This is a genomic window from Vibrio sp. MACH09, assembly GCF_033238805.1.
In the GTDB taxonomy this organism is placed as follows: domain Bacteria; phylum Pseudomonadota; class Gammaproteobacteria; order Enterobacterales; family Vibrionaceae; genus Vibrio.
Genome location: NZ_BSFZ01000001.1, coordinates 2,462,576 through 2,484,299, shown reverse-complemented (window position 1 = coordinate 2,484,299; position 21,724 = coordinate 2,462,576). Strand labels below are relative to the sequence as shown.

Sequence of the window (21,724 nt, the reverse complement as noted above, 5' to 3'; positions counted from 1 at the left end):
ATAGTAGCAGCCATTTGCTTTTGTCAAAAGCGTTCTATTGCCGTGACGGTAACTATTTGTGCCGATATTTTGAATTTTACGTTTAAATCGAACAGGTTTACCGCATATTCTTTTGTATCGACCTTATTTTTTTTATAGGCAGGCCTCGGATCTTGTGCCAGTACCTCACTGATAACGGCTCTAACTTGAGCTTGGTTAGCGTGAAAACGCAACTGTTGATCGGCATGCTGGCTAAAGGTGACCGGCAGTAAATCTGGCTGGGTTTGTGCAAAGCCACCAATGGCATCGCCAATAGAATCTGAATAAGGAATATAGGGTTTGATGTCGATAATGGGTGTGCCGTCTACAAGGTCAACGCTGCCCAGTTCAAGCCATACTTGGTTATCTTCTATCACAACATTTTTTAGCTCTACAGCCGACATACCGATCCCGTTGGGACGAAAAGGGGCTCTTGAGGCAAATACGCCAACTCTTTCGTTACCACCCAGCCTAGGTGGGCGAACGGTAGGGTTCCATCCTGCTTCTAAGTTTTTATCAAATAGAAACAGTAACCATATGTGACTAAACTGCTCAATACCACGAACCGAATCGGGAGAGTTTGCGGCTCCGGTAAGAAGAAGCTTAGACGTTGCGCTAGCAGTCAATCTAGGTTGACGCGGCACAGCAAATTTTTCTTTAAATGGTGTTTGTATTACGCCAATAGGTTCTAGCGAGTAAGTCATCGATTACCAGTACTTAATTACAATGACCACCAAAATAGCATAAACAATGCGGGTTATTCCAACTAGCGATCATTGAATAGAGTGAAATCAATCTATAAGCGCTAATTTTGGTGGTGAGCGACATTGTGCTTGGCGGTTAAATGCCTTATCAGAAAACGGAGCTTGTTAGGCCGTATTACTTTTCAACATCCAACCCCTGTTGCCAAAACGCTACTTCCATACGAGTTGCTGTTGCAAACACTTGACAGAGTTGCTGGCCACGTTGACTGTTCCGATCGATCTCAGAGAGTAATTGATCTAGTTGTTCAGCCGCTAATTTCGCGCCCGCTTGAAATTCTTCACCACTGTATAAATCTATCCAGCTTTGGTAAGGATTTTTGTCATCTAAACAAGATGATTGGCTGTTAAGGTTTCTGCCAATTTCGGCATAGCCTAGCGAGCAAGGCGCTAGTGCGACATAGAGGTCAATAAGATCTCCGGTCATTCCAGCATCGAGGACGTAGCGAGTATAAGCCACGGTGCCAAAGCTCTCTTGCTCGGCTTCCATATCTTGTTCAGTTAACCCCCACTTCTCACAGTATTCTACGTGATGGGATATTTCTGTTGCCAATAGTGCTTGAACACTCGGCAGTGCCATACGCATGTGAGCAAGGGTGCGAGCCTTATAAATAGCAAGAGCATACGCGCGTGCATACTGCTTTAGAAACAGGAAATCTTGTTTTAAATAATGAATGTAGGCGTGGTGGTTTAAGTTTCCAGATGAGAGTTGATGGACAAAGTCGTGTTGAATGTACTGCTGCCAATCACATTTGCATGCATTAATAAGATCTTGATGATTCATTATGTATCCTTGGATTACTGAGCTGGGTGAGAAAGTGATTTAGTCGTTTGAACACCTGCAATGTATGCAGGTGTTCATAGAATCGACACGGTCGCGATTAGAGAGTGGGTACTAAGTCGCGAGCGTTGGGTTTGCTGTTGATAATGCCATTTTGAAATAGAAACTCGGTGAAATGGTCGTAACGATTAAGATCCACCGCTGATGGACGAAGGTCGAAACGGGTTAACGTATCATTCCAGGCGCGTTTATTTAGTTCATTGTCCAGTGTGTCTGGCGAGTATGCGACAAACTCGGCCCATGACTCTTTGGGATGATTGATGATATAAGTGGTGGCTTGTTCGATGGCTTGATTAAAGTGTCGGATGGTGTTGGCATCGTAGTTTTCTGAATTGGCAACAACAACCAACTCGTCATAAGAAGGAACACCATGCTCTTCAGGGTAGAAGGCTTTGGATTGATACCCTTCAATCGCTAACTGGTTTGATTCGAAGTTGCGTAATCCTCCCCAAATGGCATCCACTTTTCCCGATGCAAGAGAAGAAGAGAGTGCCCAACCAACATTAATGATCTCCACTTCATCAAATCTCACTCCTGCGGTTTTTAACATGGTACCAATGGTCGCTTCTTCATTTCCCGCAATCGCAATACCAATCTTTTTACCTTTAAGATCCGCTAAGCTATTTATGTTGCCATTGTCCAGCACCATTAAGGTATTTAACGGGGTAGAGATCAGCGTTGCAGCCCGAATTAATGGTAACCCTGCTGCTGCATCTATGGTTAAGCTTGTTTGGTAGGAGATGGCCATATCAATTTTATCGGCCGCAACGAGTTTTGCCGGAATGCTAGGATCTGCAGGTTCTTGAATGGTGATGTTTAAACCTTGTTGAGCGAAGTAGCCCTTCTGTTGTGCAATAACGATAGGACCGTGGTTAGGATTGACAAACCAATCTAACATCAAGGTGACTTGTTTCTCTGCGGCATTAACGGAGAGAGAGAAACATAGCGTGATAATGGCGATAGTCATTTCAGCAGTCACTGCTTTTTTACGCGGCTTTTTAGAGAAAAAAGTCATCATAGTGGTGTTTTCCTTTTCAATTTTCTGTGTGTGTTTGTTAGCTAATATTTGGGAAACTATCTGAGGTGCAGATAGGTGAGTTACTCGGTTTACATTTATGGTTGCCATGGAATCAGGCGTTTTAATAGTTTGTCGGTAATAAAATAGAGAGAGACGGAAAATGTCGCTAAGATAAACAGTGCAGCGAACATTTCATCGATCATCATTCGGGCGTTGGCTTGCAGCATGAGGTAGCCCAGCCCTTCACTTGAACCAACCCACTCTCCAACCACGGCCCCAATCGGAGCGACCACCACTGCGACTCGTATACCTGATGCGATTGCTGGTAATGCAGCGGGAAAACGGATATAGCGAAGCGTGGCCCATTTGGTAGCAGACATGGTTTTGGCGAGATCTAAATAACCTTGTGGAGTTGAGCGAAGTCCGTCATAGCAACAAGTTGTTACGGGAAAGAAGATAATGAGTGCGGCCATCACGACTTTTGAGGCAATGCCATAGCCGAGCCACAGCATCAAAACCGGCGCTATAGCGAACACTGGGATGGCTTGGCTGGCAATAAGAAGGGGTAGCAGCCAACGTTTAACTGGCTTGAACAGTAACATTTGTAGGGCGAAAAAAAGTCCAAATATCAGACCGATAGCCAGCCCTAATACAATCTCTTTGCCGGTGACCAGCGCGTGATAGAACAGAACATCAACTCTTTGTACAAGCTTGCTGAAGACAGCAATAGGAGAAGGGAGGATGAAGCTGGGCATGTTAAATAGGCTAACCGTCAGTTGCCATAAGCTAAGTAATACTGCCGCGGTAATGACAAACTGAATGATGGCGCTGTGTGGATAGCTCACTTGCTGCTTAAGACTCATTTGGCGTTGTTGAAGTTGACTTATCTCAGACATAATCGTGCTCCAGATTATTGAGAATAGATTGCTGATAACTGGCTAACTCAGCGGTATATTCTCTAGGGATAGTAGCGTTAGGTGGTGTGAGTCGGATCGCTTCTGCCGGGGTGCCACGCATAATATATATTTGCTCGCCAAGCCGAAGTGCTTCTTGAGGATCGTGAGTGATGAGAACGACGGTTTTGTTCTTTAGTAGACGAGCGGACAGGTTTTGCAATTTATGACGTGTCACCGCATCTAGCGCGGAAAAAGGCTCATCCATCAATACAACGGGCTTATCCTGCATAAGCGTACGAGCAAGGGCTACACGTTGGCGCATTCCTCCGGACAATTGCTGGGGCAATTTATCGATGTGATCAGAGAGTTCTACCTGTTCGATTAACGATAAGGCGAGCTGTTTCTCTCGCTGATTAGGCTGGCGGTGCGCTAAGCCGATATGTAAGCAGACATTGTCAAATACATTCAGCCACGGCAGTAGCAGATCTTGCTGGGCCATATAGGCGAATTCTGGTTTAATGTGCCGGTTTTCATGCGGGGTGTTTTCGCTGCTATTGCTTAGCAAACGGATCTCTCCGTTCCACTCTATTTTGTCGTCGAGCAGACCTGCTAAGTAGCGCAATAAAGTCGATTTCCCACAGCCACTTCTACCTAAAATACAGCTCCAACTATTGGCTGATAGTTGCATATTCAGATTGGCTATCACGGCGGTATTATCATCGAGATACTGCAAGCGGCCGTCGACAATGTTAATGGCAATCGTATTTGTCATGGCTACTGCTCTGTCTCTTCATTGGTTGCGCTTGTAAAGGGATGTGCAGCAAAAAAATGATGAACAGGCCCATGACCATGACCAATTTGCAACTCATCCGCATGAGCAATCGCGCCTGTAATGTACTTTTTCCCTTGCTGAACGGAATGCGATAATGAGTGACCTTGTGCGAGATAACTTGCAATAGCGGAAGAGAGCGAACAGCCCGTTCCATGAGTATTGAGGGTATGAATACGTTTAGTCGTAAAGGTGGTGGTGGCGTGTTTATCAATAAGAAGGTCATTGCTCGAACAGTCATGCTGCAAATGGCCGCCCTTTAGTAGTATTGAGTTGTAATTTAAAGTGCCAAGTTTTTCAACCAGAGACAGCATTTCACTGCTGGTGCGGGGAGTACTGCTACCTACTAGGGTGGCGGCTTCTGGAAGGTTAGGTGTGATGATATCTGCGAGAGGAAGTAGCTCACTTTTTAACGTGCTAATGGCGCTCTGTTCTAATAGCAAGTCGCCACTGGTAGCAACCATCACCGGATCAACCACGATATGCTTGGGGGTGTATTTTTTTAGAGCGTTGGCAACAGCATGAATAATGTTTGTATCTGCCAACATGCCGATTTTTACCGCTACGATGTTAAGGTCGGAAAATACAGAATCTAGTTGCTTTGAAACAAAATCAGCACTAATGGGATAGATGGCGCTAACACCTTGTGTGTTTTGCGCAGTAAGGGCTGTGATGACAGAACAAGCATAGCCACCAGTGGCGGATATGGATTTTATATCGGCTTGAATACCAGCACCGCCGCTGCTATCAGAGCCGGCAATAGTGAGAACGATGGGAGTGGGGTGGTTTGCTGTCATATTGAATTCCTATTCTTGTACGTATAGGAAATAACAGCTGCCAAAAAAAACCGCTACCGTTGGGCTGGGTCGATGGCAAGACTACTAGTTCCCTACGTCAGTGTTAACTGCATCAGGTTCAACGGGTCCCATCGAAATGGTCTCAGCTTTAGGTTTCCCCTTAGCTCCCCGACTAATATCAAAATCAATTTGTTGTGAGCAAGAATAGCACATACGGCTGCGACTTCAATAGCCTTGTTTGAGCAATATTTATCTTCCCTTCAGTGTGTGAGTGATTGTCAATTTAGCGGGCAAGGGTAGCTTGTTGGTGGAACGGATATGGAACGAGAAGAAGGACAAAAAAGGCTGAATGAATCATTCAGCCTTTCGATTTGAAGAGGAGGTTAATCGAATGGTTCGTATTAACTTCTATCCATTACCAACCTTTAACCACACCGCCTTTAAAGATGTCTGATGCGGCGCTGTATACATCTTCAGTTTGGTACGCTTTTACAAAGTTCTGTACGTTTTCTGCTTGAACATTGTCTTCACGAGCAACGATTAGGTTTACATAAGGTGACTCTTTATCTTCAACAAATAGCCCATCTTTTTGCGGAGTTAAATCAATGCTGCTTGCGTAAGTTGTATTGATGATGGATAGCGCGACGTCGTCAAGAGAACGAGGAAGTTGTGCTGCATCCAGTTCAACAATGGTGATGTTTTTAGGGTTCTCTACGATGTCGCGAACGGTTCCTTGCAGGCCGACATTTTCACGCAGTTTAATTAAACCCTGCTGCTCAAGAAGAAGCAGTGAACGTCCAAGGTTTGTTGGATCATTTGGTACTGCAATACGTGAACCTTCAGCAATAGCATCCACAGATTTAACTTGCTTAGAGTAGCCTGCAATTGGGTAAACAAATGAGTTACCAGCAATAGAAAGTTTGTAACCACGGTCAACAATTTGTTGATCAAGGTATGGTTTATGCTGGAATGCGTTAATATCAACGGAACCATCATCCAATGCGGCGTTAGGGGTGACATAGTCAGTAAACGTGACGAGCTCAACCTCAAGACCATATTTCTCTTTAGCGACTTTTGCGGCTACTTCAGCGACTTGAGCCTCTGCACCTGCCATTACACCTACTTTGATTTTACTCACATCCACTTCTTTCTCTCCACACCCTGCTAAGATAAGTGCAGAAGCTGCGGTGGCAATGGTTAATGCGCTTTTAAGACTAAATTTCATATGGTTTTCTCCTGTATAATTTTTATGCTGTTTTGCAATAATGTGCTGTTTTTACCGTAAGTTGAGGTAACAGCTTTAATTTATCTATGATCTACACGGCGTACAACGGCGTCGCCAAGAGACTGAATTATTTGAACAAGTATGATTAACATAACTACGGTAACGGCCATAATGACGACGTCATAACGGTGAAACCCGTATCTAATGGCGACATCACCTAGGCCACCACCACCAACGGTTCCAGCCATTGCGGAGTAGCTAACAAGGGTAACCAAAGTGATGGTGACAGAGTTAACAATGGTAGGCAGCGCTTCCGGTAGCAGAACCTTAGTTATGATTTGAGTTGGGGTCGCCCCCATTGACTGAGCCGCTTCCACTAGGCCAGAAGGAACTTCTAACAGTGCGCCTTCAATAAGACGAGCAACAAATGGGATGGCGCCAATAGTCAAAGGTACGATTGCAGCGGTAGTACCAATAAAAGTGCCGACCAGTAGTTTAGTGACCGGGATGATGGCAACCATTAGAACAAGAAAAGGTACAGAACGACCAACATTAACAATGGCACCTAAAATTGAATTTAGTTTACTGTTTTCTGCCAGTCCGCCTTTTTTACTGATATGCAAAATAACCCCTAATGGAATGCCAACGGCGAAGCCCACAATGCCAGACACCGCAACCATGTATAACGTTTCTCCAGTGGCACCAATTAGTAAGCTACTATTTAGGCTTAACCATTCTGTGATTGAACTAAAGGACATAACCTAGCACCTCTACTTTTACTTTATGTTGCTTGAGAAACTCAATAGCTTGTTGATCATCTTCTTCGTTGCCGAACAGCTCAGCCACCATCATGCCGAACTTAACCCCTCCGGCATAATCAAGGTCTGAACTTAAGATACTGATATCAATATTGAATTTTCTTGATATCTGGCTTACCAGTGGGGCATCAACCGTTTCACCCGTAAATTCTAGTCGTACCAGAGGATGACTATTGCTTACACGTTCGGCTTGTAATCTGGCTTGGTAATCTTCAGGGATAGAAAGATCCAAAGTGGAACGAATAAATTGGTGCGCTAAGTCTGTTTTAGGGTGAGCAAAAATTTCACCCACACTGCCTTTTTCAACTAATTCGCCATCACCGATAATCGCCACTTGGTGGCAGATGCTTTTAACCACATCCATTTCATGTGTAATCAGCAAAATAGTAATATTCAGCTTACGATTGATCTCTCTTAACAACTCTAAAATAGATTGGGTTGTTGCTGGGTCAAGTGCGCTGGTGGCCTCGTCACACAGCAGTACTTTAGGATCAGACGCCAATGCTCTAGCAATCGCGACTCGCTGCTTTTGACCACCGCTTAAATTCGCAGGGTAGGTATCTCGTTTATCTAATAAACCTACCAGAGAGAGAAGTTGGTTGATCTTATCTTCAATCTGCTGCTTATTTTTTCCTGCTAACTCTAAAGGTAGAGCGATATTGTTAAAGACTGTACGAGACGATAACAGGTTAAAATGCTGAAAAATCATGCCAATATTCTGCCGAGCCTGGCATAAGTCGGCTTGGGTCAGAGTGGTGAGATCTATACCATCTACAACAACATTTCCCGACGTTGGTGCTTCAAGCATGTTCACGCATCGAATTAGGGTACTTTTTCCTGCACCAGACGAGCCTATTACTCCAAATATCTGGCCTTGAGGGATAGTTAGGTTGATCTCTCTCAGGGCATTGATCTGTTTTTCACCCTGATAAAAAACCTTATTTACATTACTGATCTCAATCATGCATCAACCTATTTAGAATAAAATTTTGACTTGCGTCTCACTTAGTAGATGATGCTATTGCTTCCCCAATTTATTGTCAATAGATATTTTTACGTCTAGACGTCTAAATTGCCAATTAGTAAGATTTGATTTGTTATGAGATATAAAATTTAGTTATATAATGAGCCGGCTAAGAGGAATGTTATGCTTTCTTGCATAAATGATGTTAAGTGTTGGAAAGCGTGTAATAATCTGAAATTAAAAGGTGTTTGAGGGTAAGACTTTGGCTAAACCAGCGGTGTTTTTAGATAGAGATGGCGTAATCAATGTTGATCATGGTTATGTACATGATGAGCATGATTTTGAATTTATTGACGGTGTTTTTGCTGCTACCAAGAAACTGCAGCAGATGGGTTATCTGTTAGTTTTAGTGACCAATCAATCAGGTGTCGCGCGCGGTATGTTTAGTGAAGAGCGCTTTCTTTCGTTAACAGAGTGGATGGATTGGAACTTTGTTGATAACGGTGTAGAACTGGATGGTATCTACTATTGCCTTCATCACCCAGAACATGGAATTGGTGAGTACAAGCAAGATTGTGATTGTAGAAAGCCTAAACCGGGGATGTTTATTTCTGCTAGAGACTTTCTCAAAATAGATATGGAAAAGTCAGTCATGGTAGGAGATAAAGCGGAAGATATGATGGCGGCAGATGCGGCTGGAGTGGGAACGAAAATTCTTGTTCGCACTGGTAAACCGGTTACTGACGCTGGAGAAAAATTAGCATCAGTGGTATTAGCCAGTATCAAAGATGTTCCTGACTATTTATCAGCAGAATGATTTACTAGAATAATCTAATTAATTGAATTTATATTCTACGGGACAAGTAAGATTTATGAGCAAAAAACTGACCATTCTTGATATTGCTAAATTGGCCGGCGTTGGTAAATCTACGGTATCTCGTGTTTTGACTAATGATCCAAAGGTAAAACCTGCGACACGAGAATTAGTTGAAAAAGTGATTGCAGAATCAGGCTTTGTTCCCTCTAAGTCGGCCCAGTCTATGCGAGGAGGAAGCCAAAAAGTCGTTGGCGTGATTATCTCTCGTTTGGATTCCCCATCCGAAAATCGTGCTATTAGTAGCATCCTTCAACGTCTATATGCTGCGGGTTACGATGTTGTGATAATGGAAAGCCAGTTTGATCGAGATAAGACCAATGAGCACTTGGCGGTGTTAAAGAAACGCAATGTCGATGGTGTGATTGTTTTTGGTTTTACCGAGTGCGATATTGACCAACTGGTGAGCTGGAAAGACAAAATGGTGGTTATTGCCATGGATGTCGATGGTGTCTCTTCCATTAATTATGATAACCATGGGGTGATACATCAGTCGCTGGATTATCTTTTTAAGAAAAAATTGACCAATATTGCTTACATTGGTGTCGATCCTGCGGATAAAACGACCGGGGAAGCTCGGCTTAACTCCTATTTGAGTTGGTGTAAAGAGAGAGAGATTAAGCCAAGTTATCAAACTGGTTTGCTTGATCATGAAAGTGGCTATTGTCTATTAGATAAAGTGTTAACAGAGGATACTCAAGCTGTAGCGTGTGCTAGTGATACGCTTGCCTTGGGGGTGATTAAGAGGCTTCAAGAGTTAAATAGAGAAGAGGTTTTAGTGACAGGTGTGGGGGGAAATACCATGCTCTCTTTCCTATTCCCTAATACTTATAGTGTTGATCCAGGCTATCAGCAAGCTGGTGAGGCCGCCGCTAGTTTATTAATCGAGCAACTTTCTGGTGCCGTTGGTGAACAGCATTTAACACAGAAACCACTCAGTTAATCTGATTTCATAAACCGAGCAGGATTCGTTCCATCCTTATCCCTTTCTTATGTCTAAGGTCAACAGACCTTAGACATAAGCGAATCAAATAATATTTTATGATTTTCAATCTAGTGATTCTGCCCTGTATGGCATGCTATCGCGCTTCTTGTTAGTTCATATTTTCTACTTGAATGTCTCTCTTGAGCTAAGGTGATTTGACAAAATTGATGTGATCTTGCTCAATTAATGGGAATGTTCCCATTTTATCTTTCTTTATTATGGTGCACTATATAATTCACTTTTGGGAATGTTCCCATTTTAATGCCGTCACTTTGATGGTGTAAACTTTAATTAGCCAATAAAACGGGTGAGAATGATGAGTAAGATTGCAAAACAAGACATTGCACGTCTTATCGAGTTAGTAGGTGGAAGTGACAATATTGCGAGTGTGAGCCACTGCCTGACACGATTGCGTTTTGTTCTTAGTGACACAGAAGCTGCTGATGTTAAGAAATTAGAAGAGTTACGCATAGTAAAAGGATGTTTTACTAATGCTGGTCAGTTTCAGGTTGTGATCGGAACCGAAGTTGACGAAGTCTATAAATTACTGATTGAGATGTCAGGCAAGAGTGCGTCTTCTAAAGATGATGCGAAAGTAGCGGCACGTCAGAATATGAATATTCTGGAACGAGGTATCTCCCATTTAGCTGAAATTTTTGTACCTCTGCTACCTGCTATCATCACTGGTGGTTTGATTCTTGGGTTCCGTAATGTCATTGGTGACATCAAAATGTTTGATGGCCAGACGCTGACGCAAATTAGTCAGTTTTGGGCAACGGTACACTCATTCTTATGGCTGATTGGTGAAGCGATATTCTTCTTCTTACCTGTAGGGGTTTGTTGGTCGACAGTGAAGAAGTTGGGTGGAACACCTATTTTAGGTATTACTTTGGGTGTCACTCTCGTTTCGCCGCAATTAATGAATGCTTATGCGATAGGTAAAGAGGTGCCACAAGTGTGGGACTTTGGTCTGTTTGTTATCGAGAAAGTGGGTTATCAAGCACAGGTTATTCCTGCAATGTTAGCGGGTGTCGCTCTGGCGTTTATTGAGACCAACCTTAAGCGAATTGTTCCTTCCTATTTGTATCTTGTGGTTGTGCCATTTGTTTCCATCATTTTGTCTGTGATTCTTGCGCACTCTCTGATTGGCCCTATTGGTCGTACCATTGGTGACGGTGTTGCTTTTGCTGCTAAGGCTGCAATGACAGGTGATTTTGCAATACTAGGTGCAATGGTATTTGGTTTCTTCTATGCACCATTAGTTATTACTGGTGTGCATCACACAACCAATGCGGTGGATCTACAACTTATGCAAGAGTTGGGTGGCACACCTATCTGGCCATTGATTGCACTGTCAAATATTGCGCAAGCATCGGCTGTTGTCGGCATTATCATAATCAGCCGTAAGCATGGTGAACGCGACATCTCTGTTCCAGCGGCTATTTCTGCGTATTTAGGGGTAACAGAGCCTGCAATGTACGGTATTAACCTTAAATACAAGTTCCCTATGTTGAGTGCGATGGTTGGTTCTGCAGTTGCTGCTGCAATCTGTGGCAGTGCTGGCGTGATGGCAAATGGTATCGGTGTTGGTGGTCTGCCGGGCATTCTATCGATTCAGCCGCAATACTGGACAATCTATTCTATTGCAATGCTGGTTGCGATTTTACTTCCTGCTGCATTAACTCTTTTCTTCTATAAGCGTGCAGAAGCGAAAGGCGAACTACAAGTCGCTAGTGCGTAATTGTTGTATCAATTGTTGAGTGGTCAATTTGACCACTCTTTTCTGTTGTTTCAATGGTATTAATTTAGTGTTCAAAATGAGTTCGATAAGCTGAGCCGTGAGTGGCAACCTTTTTTAAGGTTGTACCGCTAACCTATTTAGTTTGCTTTAGTGAGGCTAACTTAATTTGATCAGAGTCGTTCAGAAAATTAGTGACATTGATTTAGTTGGTGAGAGAGTTTTTCAAATGAGTACAATCGATCCGCAGTGGTGGAAGACTGCTACGATTTATCAGATTTACCCAAAAAGTTTTTGCGATAGCGGTGACAAAGGCACGGGTGATCTGCAGGGTATTATTTCTAAGTTAGATTATTTGCAACTTCTCGGTGTTGATGCGATATGGCTAACTCCTGTTTATGAGTCACCAATGGTGGACAATGGCTACGATATCTCGGACTACTATGCCATCAATCCACAGTTTGGTTGTATGGATGATTTTGATGAACTGTTAGAAAAAGCGCATCAAAAAGGTATTCGTGTTGTTATGGATATTGTGGTTAACCACACATCTACGCATCATAAATGGTTTCAAGATGCTCTGGGCAATCTCGATAGTCCTTATCGTGATTACTACATTTGGAAGGATCCAATAAATGGCCAGCCACCTAATAATTGGCAGTCAAAATTTGGTGGTAATGCTTGGGAGCTGGATAGTGAGACCGGCCAGTACTATTTACATCTGTTTGCTAAAGAGCAGGCAGATCTTAACTGGGAAAATCCAACAGTTAGAGAAGAAGTTAAACAGGTCATTAGCTTTTGGGCAGACAAAGGGGTAGATGGGTTCCGCCTTGATGTAATCAACCTTATTTCTAAGCAGCAAGATTTTGTCGATGACAACATTGGAGACGGTCGACGTTTTTATACTGACGGTCCTAGAGTTCATGAATATCTTCAGGAGATCAGCGAAGCGGTATTCCAAAAATATGGTTCGGTCACGGTTGGGGAGATGTCTTCAACATCCCTTGAGCACTGCCAACAGTATTCTAGTTTGGATCAACGTGAGCTATCTATGGTGTTCAATTTTCATCATTTAAAAGTGGATTATACCGATGGAGATAAATGGACCAAAGCCCCTTTTGACTTCTTACAGCTTAAGCAGATCTTCAATCATTGGCAGAGAGGCTTAAATAATAATGGTTGGGGCGCTCTATTTTGGTGTAACCATGATCAACCTCGGGTAGTTAGCCGATTAGGTGACGATAAAATATTTCGAGTCGAGTCGGCAAAAATGCTGGCGGCCTCTATCCATATGATGCAAGGCACACCTTATATCTACCAAGGTGAAGAGATCGGGATGACCAATCCTCATTACCGCCATTTGTCGCAATACCAAGATGTTGAAAGTACCAATATGTATAACATTATGGTTAATCAGCAAGGTGTAAACGCTGACGATATGATGGCAATTTTGGCGCAAAAATCTCGTGATAATTCACGGACACCAATGCAGTGGAATCGTGAAAAAAATGCGGGATTTTCTCAAGGGAAACCTTGGCTTGATATTGCAGAGAACTACTTAGAAGTGAATGCAGCAAGTGCAGTAGACCAAACTGACTCCGTATTCTACTTTTATAAAAAGTTGATATCGTTGCGTAAAGAGGTTGCGGTGATTACTTTCGGTGATTATCAAGATCTACTGCCAGATCATAAACAGGTGTTCTGTTATAGCAGAAGTGATGAGTCCAGCACGCTAATTTGTATCAATAATTTTTATGGTGAGCGTACGAGTTGTGTATTGCCGAGTGATATAGATGTTCATTCAGCAAGCTGTCTGATTTCTAACTATGCAACGAACGATAAATTTGAACATTTAATAACCTTAGAACCCTATCAAACATTGGTGCTATTGATTAGCCATACTTCATAATATTGTTGATATTGCATTCGGACTTTTGAGGCTCAGTAGGCAGACAACCTATTGAGCCTTTTTTGTTGTTTAATAAGGCCAGTTAGCCATTCACTTATGTAGCCTCTGTGCAATTGAAATGAATAGTGAACTCGCTGTAGCTAATATCTCATCTGGGAAATCATAGTCAGGATTATGTAGTTGTGGATGAGACTCTCCACTGCCGATACAGAAAAGTGCGCCCGGCCATTTTAATAAAAACTGTGAAAAATCTTCTGACCAGCGCATCGGTTCTGACAATTGAACAACGGAAAGCCCGAGTTCTTCCGCTTGTTCTGCGACGATATCGCAGTGTTCAGCACTGTTAACCGCTGCGTTAAAAGGTTCATCCCACTGTAGGGTTATTTTAATATCACTGTTATTTTCTAACTCACTTAGCGTGTTAAGCAACTTTTTCTTCATCTGTTCAAAAGTCGTATTGCATTCGCTACGAAGTGTTGCCATTACTTTGGCGTAACCGGGTGAAACACCAAATGCTTCTTCTCCTAGTTGAGCATGAACAATGGTGACTAAAGTAAAAGTATCAGGGTAATGCTCAGATAGAGTTTGCAGTTGGCGTATTACCGTCATCATGACTTCAACTGGACTGATTCCATTTTCTGGTCGCGCTGCATGAGAGGTTTTGCCTTGAAACTCAATACTGACCCCGGTCGATGCGCAAGCGAAGGTGTCCGGCTTTACTAATATCGAGCCTACTGGATGTCCGGGCAAGTTGTGGTAAGCAAAAGTGTTATCGACACTTTGTTCATATAACCAAGGATGTTTTAACATCTCCTCCGCACCTGTACCTGTCTCTTCAGCAGGTTGAAACAGTAAAATGATCTTTCCGCGACTTGGTGGGTGATTCGCGAGGTGTTCAGCCACCATAAGTAATGATGCGGTATGCCCATCGTGACCACATGCATGCATGACACCACAGTGCTGAGATACATGTTGATGAGTGGATTTCTCGACAATAGGTAGTGCATCAAAATCGGCTCTAAACAGAGTGGTTTCTCCCGTATTACCGCTGTCAATTACGCATACTATACCGTTACCACCAATGTTTTCTTTAGCGGTTAGACCAAACATGGAGAGCTGTTTTACTATCTTGGCCGCGGTGTTTACTTCTTGGTTTGATAGCTCTGGAAACATATGTAGCTGGCGACGAAACCGCGTGGCATTAAAGGTGTGCGGGTGTGATAAACGAGTCATAAGATGAGTATACAAGAGAGTGAATAGAATATTTGTATACTCATTTTAGCGACTTTTCAATGACTATTTTTAAGTGGCTTTGTTGTAGTTAACTTGATATCTGGTTGGCTTATGGTTCATTGCCAAGACCAGATTTAACATTATTGCACCTAATATAGATATGACGATAATCAGTGGAGAAACAAAGAAAAATGAGGCGATGAGGATAGTACAATCAATAGCCAGTTGCGTTTTTCCTACTGAAATGCCGGTTTTATCTTGAACGACAAGACAGAAAACATTAAAACCACCCAAGCTCGATTTATGCCTAAATAGAATGAGCATACCCAAGCCCATTAACAAGCCTCCAGCAACAGCGCAGTACACTGGATTGGCAAACTCTAAACTGATGACTAAATTAAGATGATCGACGAAAATAGACACCAATCCACCGGAAATCGCACTGTTTATAGCAAACTTCTTACCAAACCGTCTCCAGCCTAGCAGATAAAATGGTGTGTTTAGTAAAAAATAGAGTACGCCAAAAGTTAAAGGGACAAATTGGCTGATAAGCAAAGCAAGCCCTGTTGTACCACCGGTCAAAAGATCGGCAGACTGGAGAAAGAACACCCCTTGTGCCGTGACAAATGTTCCGGTCAATATGGCGATCCAATCTTCTTTACGTGAGTGTTTTTCCATCATGTTTCAATTATGTGGCAGAGAATAGCGCGAATATTAGAGAAAAACTGTTTATTTCGATAGCTTGGCGCGGTAAATTAAAGGTAAGGTCTGTATTCTACAATTTACAGGGTGTAAATGCCTAAGTTGACACTAGGGTAAGCAAGGCTAAATGAAGTTAGATGGTTTGGCATTGCTTTATCGACGCTGACTGTTTAGCGGTCAAATTGAATTATTTTTAAATGGATTAGGAAAATAGCACAAATAAATGCATTGAGCGGCTTTCTGATATTGTACAAATTATGTAGAATATAGCCGCTTATTGTCGACACGAAAACGTTTGCGTGGCGAAATTTGTGCTTTTATTGCAATTTTCAGATTATCTGAGTCAGGAGATACAGATGCTAAAGCGTGATATGAATATCGCTGATTATGATGCAGAGTTATACGCTGCAATTCAGGAAGAAACTCTTCGTCAGGAAGAACACATAGAGCTTATTGCTTCAGAAAACTATACCAGCCCTCGAGTAATGGAAGCTCAAGGTTCTCAGCTAACGAATAAATACGCGGAAGGCTATCCGGGCAAGCGTTACTATGGTGGTTGTGAGTATGTTGATAAAGCAGAAGCATTAGCGATTGAACGTGCATGTCAGCTGTTTGGCTGTGAGTATGCCAATGTTCAACCTCACTCTGGTTCTCAAGCAAATAGTGCTGTTTATATGGCGCTGCTAAACCCGGGTGATACGGTACTTGGAATGAGCTTGGCCCATGGTGGTCACCTTACTCATGGTTCTCCTGTGAACTTCTCAGGTAAACATTACAACATTATTCCTTACGGCATTGATCAAGCTGGTCAAATTGACTATGACGAAATGGAAGCTTTAGCACAACAACACAAGCCTAAAATGATTATCGGTGGATTTTCTGCATATTCTCAAGTGGTAGATTGGGCTCGCATGCGTGAGATTGCGGATAAAGTCGATGCTTACTTGTTTGTTGATATGGCACACGTTGCTGGACTGATTGCGGCGGGGGCTTATCCAACGCCATTACCTCACGCACATATTGTGACTACAACAACTCACAAAACATTAGCTGGCCCTCGTGGTGGACTTATACTGTCAAATGCTGGTGAAGAGTTGTACAAAAAACTAAACTCTGCTGTATTCCCAGGCGGGCAAGGTGGCCCTCTAATGCATGTTATAGCCGGTAAAGCAGTCGCCTTTAAAGAGGCTATGGAGCCTGAATTTAAAGAGTATCAGCATCGTGTTGTTGCTAATGCTAAAGCAATGGTGGCTGAGTTTATTGCTCGTGGTTATAGCATTGTATCGGGTTCTACAGAGAATCATCTGTTCTTGGTAGACTTAATTGATAAAGGTATTACCGGTAAAGAAGCTGATGCCGCTTTGGGTTCGGCCAATATTACGGTGAACAAGAACTCGGTTCCGAATGACCCTCGAAGCCCATTTGTAACGTCTGGTATCCGAGTGGGAACACCTGCTATCACCCGTAGAGGTTTCACCGAAGAAGATGCTAAGACCTTAGCTGGCTGGATGTGTGATGTATTGGATAATACGGATGATCAATCTGTAATCGATGCAACCAAGCAAAAAGTTTTGGCGATCTGTGCTCGTTTGCCAGTTTATGCTTAGTATGTTGATTCGTTAAGTTATTGCCAAAGAGCGATAGTTAAGACGAACAGAATGAAATATAAAATGGTCAGCCTTAACGGGCTGGCCATTTTTAATGGTGAACTAGCAATTTGCTATTTTATTGTATTATTTTTTATTGATACTAAGTGTGGTACCAGATTTACATTGAAATGAGTAATAACGGCGGCTTTCATTAAATTTAGAGAGACCTTCACCGGTGCAGTAGTCAATATTAATATCTCTCATTATTTCTAAAGTGCTTTCACTGTTCATGGTGAACTTTGAACCGTCAGCACAAATAATACGTACTCGACCATCGTCACTCACGGAGTACACATCTACTTCTGTATTACAAAGCTCGAAGGAAGCATCTAAGTAATTATCTTGTTGGGTATTGGAAGAACACCCCATTATTGCAATAGACAGAATTGCGATTAATCCAATATCTTTCACGGCAGAATCCTTTGTCGACGTTATCTCTTCTTATTGTAATGGGTATTTAGCAATAGATAAACACCGCTATTTCTCGATGCTTATCTTGGTGGTTTTTATTATTAAGCTTAAATAGATGAGTTACTACGAGTTAATTGAATTGAAATAATATCTTAAGTCTGCACTCATACATGGTTTGTTATGTGTTCTTTTGCGCAAAATGTAGTTTTTATTTTCATTAATGACCGATAAGTTAGCTTGGATCACTGTTTATGCACTTGGTTTTCTATAGTTTCGTTTTGATTTTGTCTGGCTAAATTATAGAGGTACAAATGCTAGAGTTGCTTATTGGTCTAATTGTTACGATTGGTGTTGGTTACTATATCGTTAAAGGGTATAGAGCTGCAGGGGTGCTACTTAGCGCGGGGTTATTACTGTTGATTCTAACGGGCTTGCTCGGTCATACGGTTTTGCCTGCTAAGGTCGCAGCGACAGGGAATTTTCTGACAGATTCTCTGGAATACATTAAATATATGCTTAAATATCGCGGTGGTGGCTTGGGGATGCAAATTATGCTGTTGTGCGGTTTTGCGTCTTATATGACATTTATTGGCGCGAATAATGTGGTAGTAAAGCAGTTTTCTAAACCTTTAGCATTTATTAAATCCCCATACATTTTATTGGTTGCAGCCTATATTGTGGCTTGTTTAATGTCATTAGCCGTCAGTTCTGCTACCGGTCTTGGTGTGTTATTAATGGCGACACTGTTTCCTATGATGACGGCTATGGGAATTTCTAGGCCTGCCGCAGTTGCCGTTTGTGCTTCACCCGCGGCCATCATTCTTTCGCCTACATCTGGAGATGTTGTTGTTGCGGCAGAAAAAGCGGGGATGGATTTAGATGTGTTTGCTGTCCAAACGGTGCTGCCTGTTTCTCTATGTGCGATTGTTGTTATGGCGATAGCGGCCTATTTTTGGAATAGGTATTTGGATAAAAAAGAAAACACACCAATGGAGAAGGTGGATATCTCTTCTATTGAAGTGAAAGCTCCTGCTTATTACGCCATGCTCCCTTTTCTACCCATTGTTGGTGTTTTTCTATTTAACGGTAAAACCATACCCGGTTTAAGTTTGGATATTTACACTATTGTCGTCTTGGCTATCTTCTTAGCAGCATTGACCGACTTTGTTAACAAAGGTTTTAAAGGTAAAGAAACATTGGAAGACCTAGACTCTTGTTATGAGGGGATGGCAGAAGCTTTTAAAGGTGTTGTAATGCTGTTAGTTGCTGCTGGGGTATTTGCTCAGGGTCTGATGTCCATTGGTGCCATTGATAACTTGTTACACCTTGCTGATCAAGCTGGAGCGGGTGGTGTTGCATTAATGCTTCTATTAACGACTCTTACTGTTGCAGCCGCCGTTGCTACAGGATCGGGGAACGCGCCTTTCTATGCGTTTGTTGAACTTGCTCCTTCGCTTGCTGCAAAATTGGGGTTGAATCCAGCTTTCCTGATTATTCCTATGCTGCAGGCTTCCAATTTAGGTCGTACAATTTCTCCTGTATCTGGCGTCGTGGTTGCTACGTCAGGTATGGGTAAAATTAGTCCTTTTGAAGTGGTGAAGCGTACATTTGTGCCTGTGTTTGCAGGATTGATTACCGTTATCATAGGAACCATAGTTCTGGTTCCTATGATGGCAAACTAACTTTTCTGCTAAATGGCCAGTCATAATGACTGGCCATGATTGATCAAGGGAAATAAATACAGCGTGCTTTATTTTACTTCTTCACCTTTAGCTTGCATGTCTGCATGATATGAAGAGCGAACAAATGGCCCACAAGCGGCGTGAGTAAATCCAAGATCTAATGCTATTTCTTTTAGTTCATCAAATTCAGCTGGTGGTACATAACGTTCAACTGGCAAGTGATGTCGGCTTGGTGCCAAGTACTGTCCTAACGTTAGCATAGTGACACCATGAGCACGCAGATCTTTAAGTACTTCAATGATCTCTTCTTTGGTTTCACCTAGCCCCATCATTAAACCAGACTTAGTTGGTACTTCTGGATGTAGGGCTTTAAACTCTTGCAGTAATTTTAGAGACCATTTGTAGTTAGCTCCAGGTCTTGCCTTGCGGTATAAGCGTGGTGCTGTCTCCAAATTGTGATTGAACACATCTGGTGGGTTATCGTTTAACAACTCTAGTGCCGTGTCCATACGACCACGAAAATCTGGAACCAGAGTTTCGATCTTGATCTGTGGATTTTTGGCTCTGATGGCTTTGGTACAGTCAGCAAAATGTTGTGCACCACCATCTCTTAAGTCATCTCTATCAACAGAGGTCACCACCACGTACTTTAACTTCATATCACTAATGGTTTGAGCTAAGTGAGCGGGTTCATTGCTATCAGGTGTTATTGGTCTGCCATGGGCAACATCGCAGAAAGGACAGCGACGTGTACAGATTGCTCCCAAAATCATAAAGGTTGCGGTGCCGTGGTTAAAGCATTCTGCCAGATTAGGGCATGATGCCTCTTCGCAAACTGAATGCAGCGAATTCTTACGCATAGCAGCTTTAATATCTTGAATGCGTTTGCTGTCTGAAGGAAGTTTGATTTTCATCCATTCAGGTTTGCGCAGCACTTCTTTCTGCTCTTCAGGCATGTTCTTAACAGGAATTAATGCCATTTTATCAGCGTCTCTGTATTTGACGCCTTTTTCCATTTGAATTGGTTTGCTCATGATTAATTGCTTTCTTTTATTATGTCGACATGCTCATAGCTCAGTAGGGTAGTGAGCGCTGATATTATTGCTTCGCTTACGGTGGAGATGTTATCCGGCCCACCAAGTTCTTTTACTTGTATCATTTCCATCCCCTGATATCCACAAGGATTAATTCTTAAGAAGGGGGATAGATCCATATCTATGTTCAAGGCTAGTCCATGGAAAGAGCACCCTTTACGAATCCTAAGTCCAAGAGAACAGATTTTTTTGTTATCTACATAAACACCGGGGGCGTCAGGACGAGCTGAAGAGGTGATGCCAAAACTGGCTAATGACTCAATGACAATATTTTCTATCTGGGTAACTAACTCTCTTACACCAAGATTTTTTCTTCTAAGATTGATAAGAAAATAGGCCACTAGTTGACCGGGTCCATGATAAGTAACTTGCCCGCCACGATCACTTTGTATGACTGGAATATCACCTGTGTTTAAAAGATGTTCTTCTTTTCCTGCTTGTCCTTGTGTGAACACTGGGTTGTGCTCTACCAGCCATACTTCATCTACAGTATCCTCTGTTCGTTGGTCAGTGAATTGATGCATCGCTTTCCATACAGGCTCGTAGTCTCGTAAGCCAAGGTGTTTAATGACCAGCCTGTTTTCAATATTCTGCAAACTAATTTCCTTACCTATAAGGCATTACAAGAAAATATAACTATGACGTTATCCTCGCCTGTTCGATGACATCTTTCTGATTAACTCATTAATTTAATGGGCATAACCGAATAAGTAGGCGGTATAACTGCGGTGATTGGTATAGCACTGCATTGGCATGATTATATAAAGAAAAAACATTATAAACCCCTAGGTAAATAATGTGAAAATGTTTTTATTCGCTGTAGTGATTCGTTGGAGAATTTGAAAATTGAGTTGAGATTGATGTTGAGCAGAGGCTAATTATAAAAACAGCGGCCTATAGCCGCTGTTACCGTGTGGTTGCTATAGAACCATACGAACAATATCAATGTCGCCCAACTCTTTATAAAGAGTCTCAACCTGCTCAACTGAAGTAGCAGTAATAGTAATAGACACTGAATTATAAGTCCCTTTACCACTCGGCTTAACGCTTGGGCTGTAATCCCCAGGGGCATGTTTTTGGATAACCGCTAGCACCAATTCTGGCAGTTCCGGTTTAGCATAACCCATTACCTTGTAGGTAAACTGACAAGGGAACTCTAATAGGTCTTTTAACTTTGGTTGTTCTTGCATTGTTTCGTCCAGATCGGATGGAATAACAGAAGCGAGATATTACGCTCTCTAGAACAAGATCTCAAGGTATCCTTGCTCCCTTAAAAGGGT

Annotated in this window: 20 protein-coding genes, 1 pseudogene and 1 riboswitch; of the genes and pseudogenes, 6 read left to right on the top strand and 15 right to left on the bottom strand. The window is 42.4% G+C overall.

Annotated features, from left to right (window positions below; translation table 11 throughout):
- Nucleotides 1-23: 23 nt before the first annotated feature.
- From tsaA to metN, 9 genes and pseudogenes are all read right to left on the bottom strand, one after another.
- Complete coding sequence (tsaA, locus tag CHJ_RS11135) at nucleotides 24-722, bottom strand: tRNA (N6-threonylcarbamoyladenosine(37)-N6)-methyltransferase TrmO (RefSeq protein WP_317917688.1); 699 nt, start codon at nucleotides 720-722, stop codon at nucleotides 24-26.
- Nucleotides 723-897: 175 nt separating this feature from the next.
- Nucleotides 898-1,563 carry a thiaminase II gene (tenA, locus tag CHJ_RS11130; RefSeq protein WP_317917687.1) on the bottom strand — a complete coding sequence of 222 codons (666 nt, stop codon included), beginning with the start codon at nucleotides 1,561-1,563 and terminating at the stop codon, nucleotides 898-900.
- A gap of 97 nt (nucleotides 1,564-1,660) precedes the next feature.
- Nucleotides 1,661-2,587: an ABC transporter substrate-binding protein gene (locus CHJ_RS11125; RefSeq protein ID WP_317918109.1), complete on the bottom strand. Its 927-nt coding sequence runs from the start codon at nucleotides 2,585-2,587 to the stop codon at nucleotides 1,661-1,663.
- Between the two features lie 146 nt (nucleotides 2,588-2,733).
- Nucleotides 2,734-3,447, bottom strand: a pseudogene (locus CHJ_RS11120) (ABC transporter permease); the annotation flags it as partial.
- Nucleotides 3,448-3,526: 79 nt separating this feature from the next.
- Nucleotides 3,527-4,306 (bottom strand): ABC transporter ATP-binding protein, encoded by a 780-nt coding sequence (locus CHJ_RS11115; RefSeq protein WP_317917685.1) that lies wholly within the window; start codon nucleotides 4,304-4,306, stop codon nucleotides 3,527-3,529.
- A gap of 2 nt (nucleotides 4,307-4,308) precedes the next feature.
- A complete protein-coding gene (thiD, locus tag CHJ_RS11110) occupies nucleotides 4,309-5,160 on the bottom strand; it encodes a bifunctional hydroxymethylpyrimidine kinase/phosphomethylpyrimidine kinase (RefSeq protein WP_317917684.1) in 852 nt (283 codons plus the stop codon).
- A gap of 72 nt (nucleotides 5,161-5,232) precedes the next feature.
- Nucleotides 5,233-5,341, bottom strand: a riboswitch (TPP riboswitch).
- Nucleotides 5,342-5,575: 234 nt separating this feature from the next.
- The gene (locus CHJ_RS11105) at nucleotides 5,576-6,385 is read right to left on the bottom strand and encodes a MetQ/NlpA family lipoprotein (RefSeq protein ID WP_171751422.1); all 810 of its coding nucleotides are present in this window, start codon (nucleotides 6,383-6,385) and stop codon (nucleotides 5,576-5,578) included.
- Nucleotides 6,386-6,465: 80 nt separating this feature from the next.
- The gene (locus CHJ_RS11100; RefSeq protein WP_171751423.1) at nucleotides 6,466-7,143 is read right to left on the bottom strand and encodes a methionine ABC transporter permease; all 678 of its coding nucleotides are present in this window, start codon (nucleotides 7,141-7,143) and stop codon (nucleotides 6,466-6,468) included.
- Nucleotides 7,133-8,167, bottom strand: coding sequence for a methionine ABC transporter ATP-binding protein MetN (metN, locus tag CHJ_RS11095; RefSeq protein ID WP_317917682.1), 1,035 nt, complete (start codon nucleotides 8,165-8,167; stop codon nucleotides 7,133-7,135). Before metN ends, CHJ_RS11100 begins: the two co-directional genes overlap by 11 nt.
- Nucleotides 8,168-8,429: 262 nt before the next feature.
- On the opposite strand from metN, the gene gmhB reads away from it, so the two are divergent.
- The 4 genes from gmhB (at nucleotide 8,430) to treC (ending at nucleotide 13,673) form a co-directional block, all read left to right on the top strand.
- Entirely contained in the window at nucleotides 8,430-8,984 is a 555-nt protein-coding gene (gene gmhB, locus CHJ_RS11090; protein WP_317917681.1) for a D-glycero-beta-D-manno-heptose 1,7-bisphosphate 7-phosphatase, read from the top strand.
- A gap of 55 nt (nucleotides 8,985-9,039) precedes the next feature.
- Entirely contained in the window at nucleotides 9,040-9,984 is a 945-nt protein-coding gene (gene treR, locus CHJ_RS11085; protein ID WP_171751426.1) for a trehalose operon repressor TreR, read from the top strand.
- A gap of 358 nt (nucleotides 9,985-10,342) precedes the next feature.
- Nucleotides 10,343-11,767 (top strand): PTS trehalose transporter subunit IIBC, encoded by a 1,425-nt coding sequence (treB, locus tag CHJ_RS11080; RefSeq protein WP_171751427.1) that lies wholly within the window; start codon nucleotides 10,343-10,345, stop codon nucleotides 11,765-11,767.
- Nucleotides 11,768-11,993: 226 nt separating this feature from the next.
- Nucleotides 11,994-13,673, top strand: coding sequence for an alpha,alpha-phosphotrehalase (treC, locus tag CHJ_RS11075; RefSeq protein WP_317917680.1), 1,680 nt, complete (start codon nucleotides 11,994-11,996; stop codon nucleotides 13,671-13,673).
- A gap of 90 nt (nucleotides 13,674-13,763) precedes the next feature.
- Here the strand turns inward: treC and CHJ_RS11070 are convergent, their stop codons facing one another.
- A complete protein-coding gene (locus tag CHJ_RS11070; RefSeq protein ID WP_317917679.1) occupies nucleotides 13,764-14,906 on the bottom strand; it encodes an amidohydrolase in 1,143 nt (380 codons plus the stop codon).
- 69 nt (nucleotides 14,907-14,975) lie between these two features.
- Nucleotides 14,976-15,584: a YitT family protein gene (locus CHJ_RS11065; RefSeq protein ID WP_317918108.1), complete on the bottom strand. Its 609-nt coding sequence runs from the start codon at nucleotides 15,582-15,584 to the stop codon at nucleotides 14,976-14,978.
- A gap of 380 nt (nucleotides 15,585-15,964) precedes the next feature.
- Between CHJ_RS11065 and glyA the strand changes: the two genes are divergently transcribed.
- Nucleotides 15,965-17,215, top strand: a complete 1,251-nt coding sequence (gene glyA / locus CHJ_RS11060) for a serine hydroxymethyltransferase (protein WP_171751431.1) — start codon at nucleotides 15,965-15,967, stop codon at nucleotides 17,213-17,215.
- Between the two features lie 126 nt (nucleotides 17,216-17,341).
- On the opposite strand, the gene CHJ_RS11055 is transcribed toward glyA, so the two are convergent.
- Complete coding sequence (locus CHJ_RS11055; protein WP_171751432.1) at nucleotides 17,342-17,668, bottom strand: hypothetical protein; 327 nt, start codon at nucleotides 17,666-17,668, stop codon at nucleotides 17,342-17,344.
- A gap of 311 nt (nucleotides 17,669-17,979) precedes the next feature.
- Here CHJ_RS11055 and dcuC point away from each other — a divergent pair, with 311 nt between their 5' ends.
- Nucleotides 17,980-19,350: an anaerobic C4-dicarboxylate transporter DcuC gene (dcuC, locus tag CHJ_RS11050; protein WP_317917677.1), complete on the top strand. Its 1,371-nt coding sequence runs from the start codon at nucleotides 17,980-17,982 to the stop codon at nucleotides 19,348-19,350.
- A 68-nt stretch (nucleotides 19,351-19,418) separates the two neighbouring features.
- Here dcuC and lipA read toward each other — a convergent pair whose 3' ends face one another.
- From lipA to ybeD, 3 genes are all read right to left on the bottom strand, one after another.
- Nucleotides 19,419-20,384: a lipoyl synthase gene (gene lipA, locus CHJ_RS11045; RefSeq protein WP_171751434.1), complete on the bottom strand. Its 966-nt coding sequence runs from the start codon at nucleotides 20,382-20,384 to the stop codon at nucleotides 19,419-19,421.
- 2 nt (nucleotides 20,385-20,386) lie between these two features.
- On the bottom strand, nucleotides 20,387-21,031 hold the full coding sequence (gene lipB / locus CHJ_RS11040; protein WP_171751465.1) for a lipoyl(octanoyl) transferase LipB: 645 nt from the start codon (nucleotides 21,029-21,031) through the stop codon (nucleotides 20,387-20,389).
- A gap of 333 nt (nucleotides 21,032-21,364) precedes the next feature.
- The gene (ybeD, locus tag CHJ_RS11035) at nucleotides 21,365-21,634 is read right to left on the bottom strand and encodes a DUF493 family protein YbeD (protein WP_171751435.1); all 270 of its coding nucleotides are present in this window, start codon (nucleotides 21,632-21,634) and stop codon (nucleotides 21,365-21,367) included.
- Nucleotides 21,635-21,724 lie beyond the last annotated feature (90 nt).

Bases quoted from the DNA above. Each gene is read 5' to 3' on its own strand.
- treB (WP_171751427.1), top strand. From the start codon at position 10,343: ATGAGTAAGATTGCAAAACAAGACATTGCACGTCTTATCGAGTTAGTA.
- dcuC (WP_317917677.1), top strand. From the start codon at position 17,980: ATGCTAGAGTTGCTTATTGGTCTAATTGTTACGATTGGTGTTGGTTAC.
- lipA (WP_171751434.1), bottom strand. From the start codon at position 20,384: ATGAGCAAACCAATTCAAATGGAAAAAGGCGTCAAATACAGAGACGCT.
- glyA (WP_171751431.1), top strand. From the start codon at position 15,965: ATGCTAAAGCGTGATATGAATATCGCTGATTATGATGCAGAGTTATAC.
- thiD (WP_317917684.1), bottom strand. From the start codon at position 5,160: ATGACAGCAAACCACCCCACTCCCATCGTTCTCACTATTGCCGGCTCT.
- metN (WP_317917682.1), bottom strand. From the start codon at position 8,167: ATGATTGAGATCAGTAATGTAAATAAGGTTTTTTATCAGGGTGAAAAA.
- treR (WP_171751426.1), top strand. From the start codon at position 9,040: ATGAGCAAAAAACTGACCATTCTTGATATTGCTAAATTGGCCGGCGTT.
- CHJ_RS11125 (WP_317918109.1), bottom strand. From the start codon at position 2,587: ATGACTATCGCCATTATCACGCTATGTTTCTCTCTCTCCGTTAATGCC.
- tsaA (WP_317917688.1), bottom strand. From the start codon at position 722: ATGACTTACTCGCTAGAACCTATTGGCGTAATACAAACACCATTTAAA.
- CHJ_RS11070 (WP_317917679.1), bottom strand. From the start codon at position 14,906: ATGACTCGTTTATCACACCCGCACACCTTTAATGCCACGCGGTTTCGT.
- CHJ_RS11065 (WP_317918108.1), bottom strand. From the start codon at position 15,584: ATGGAAAAACACTCACGTAAAGAAGATTGGATCGCCATATTGACCGGA.
- ybeD (WP_171751435.1), bottom strand. From the start codon at position 21,634: ATGCAAGAACAACCAAAGTTAAAAGACCTATTAGAGTTCCCTTGTCAG.
- CHJ_RS11105 (WP_171751422.1), bottom strand. From the start codon at position 6,385: ATGAAATTTAGTCTTAAAAGCGCATTAACCATTGCCACCGCAGCTTCT.
- CHJ_RS11100 (WP_171751423.1), bottom strand. From the start codon at position 7,143: ATGTCCTTTAGTTCAATCACAGAATGGTTAAGCCTAAATAGTAGCTTA.
- tenA (WP_317917687.1), bottom strand. From the start codon at position 1,563: ATGAATCATCAAGATCTTATTAATGCATGCAAATGTGATTGGCAGCAG.
- treC (WP_317917680.1), top strand. From the start codon at position 11,994: ATGAGTACAATCGATCCGCAGTGGTGGAAGACTGCTACGATTTATCAG.
- CHJ_RS11115 (WP_317917685.1), bottom strand. From the start codon at position 4,306: ATGACAAATACGATTGCCATTAACATTGTCGACGGCCGCTTGCAGTAT.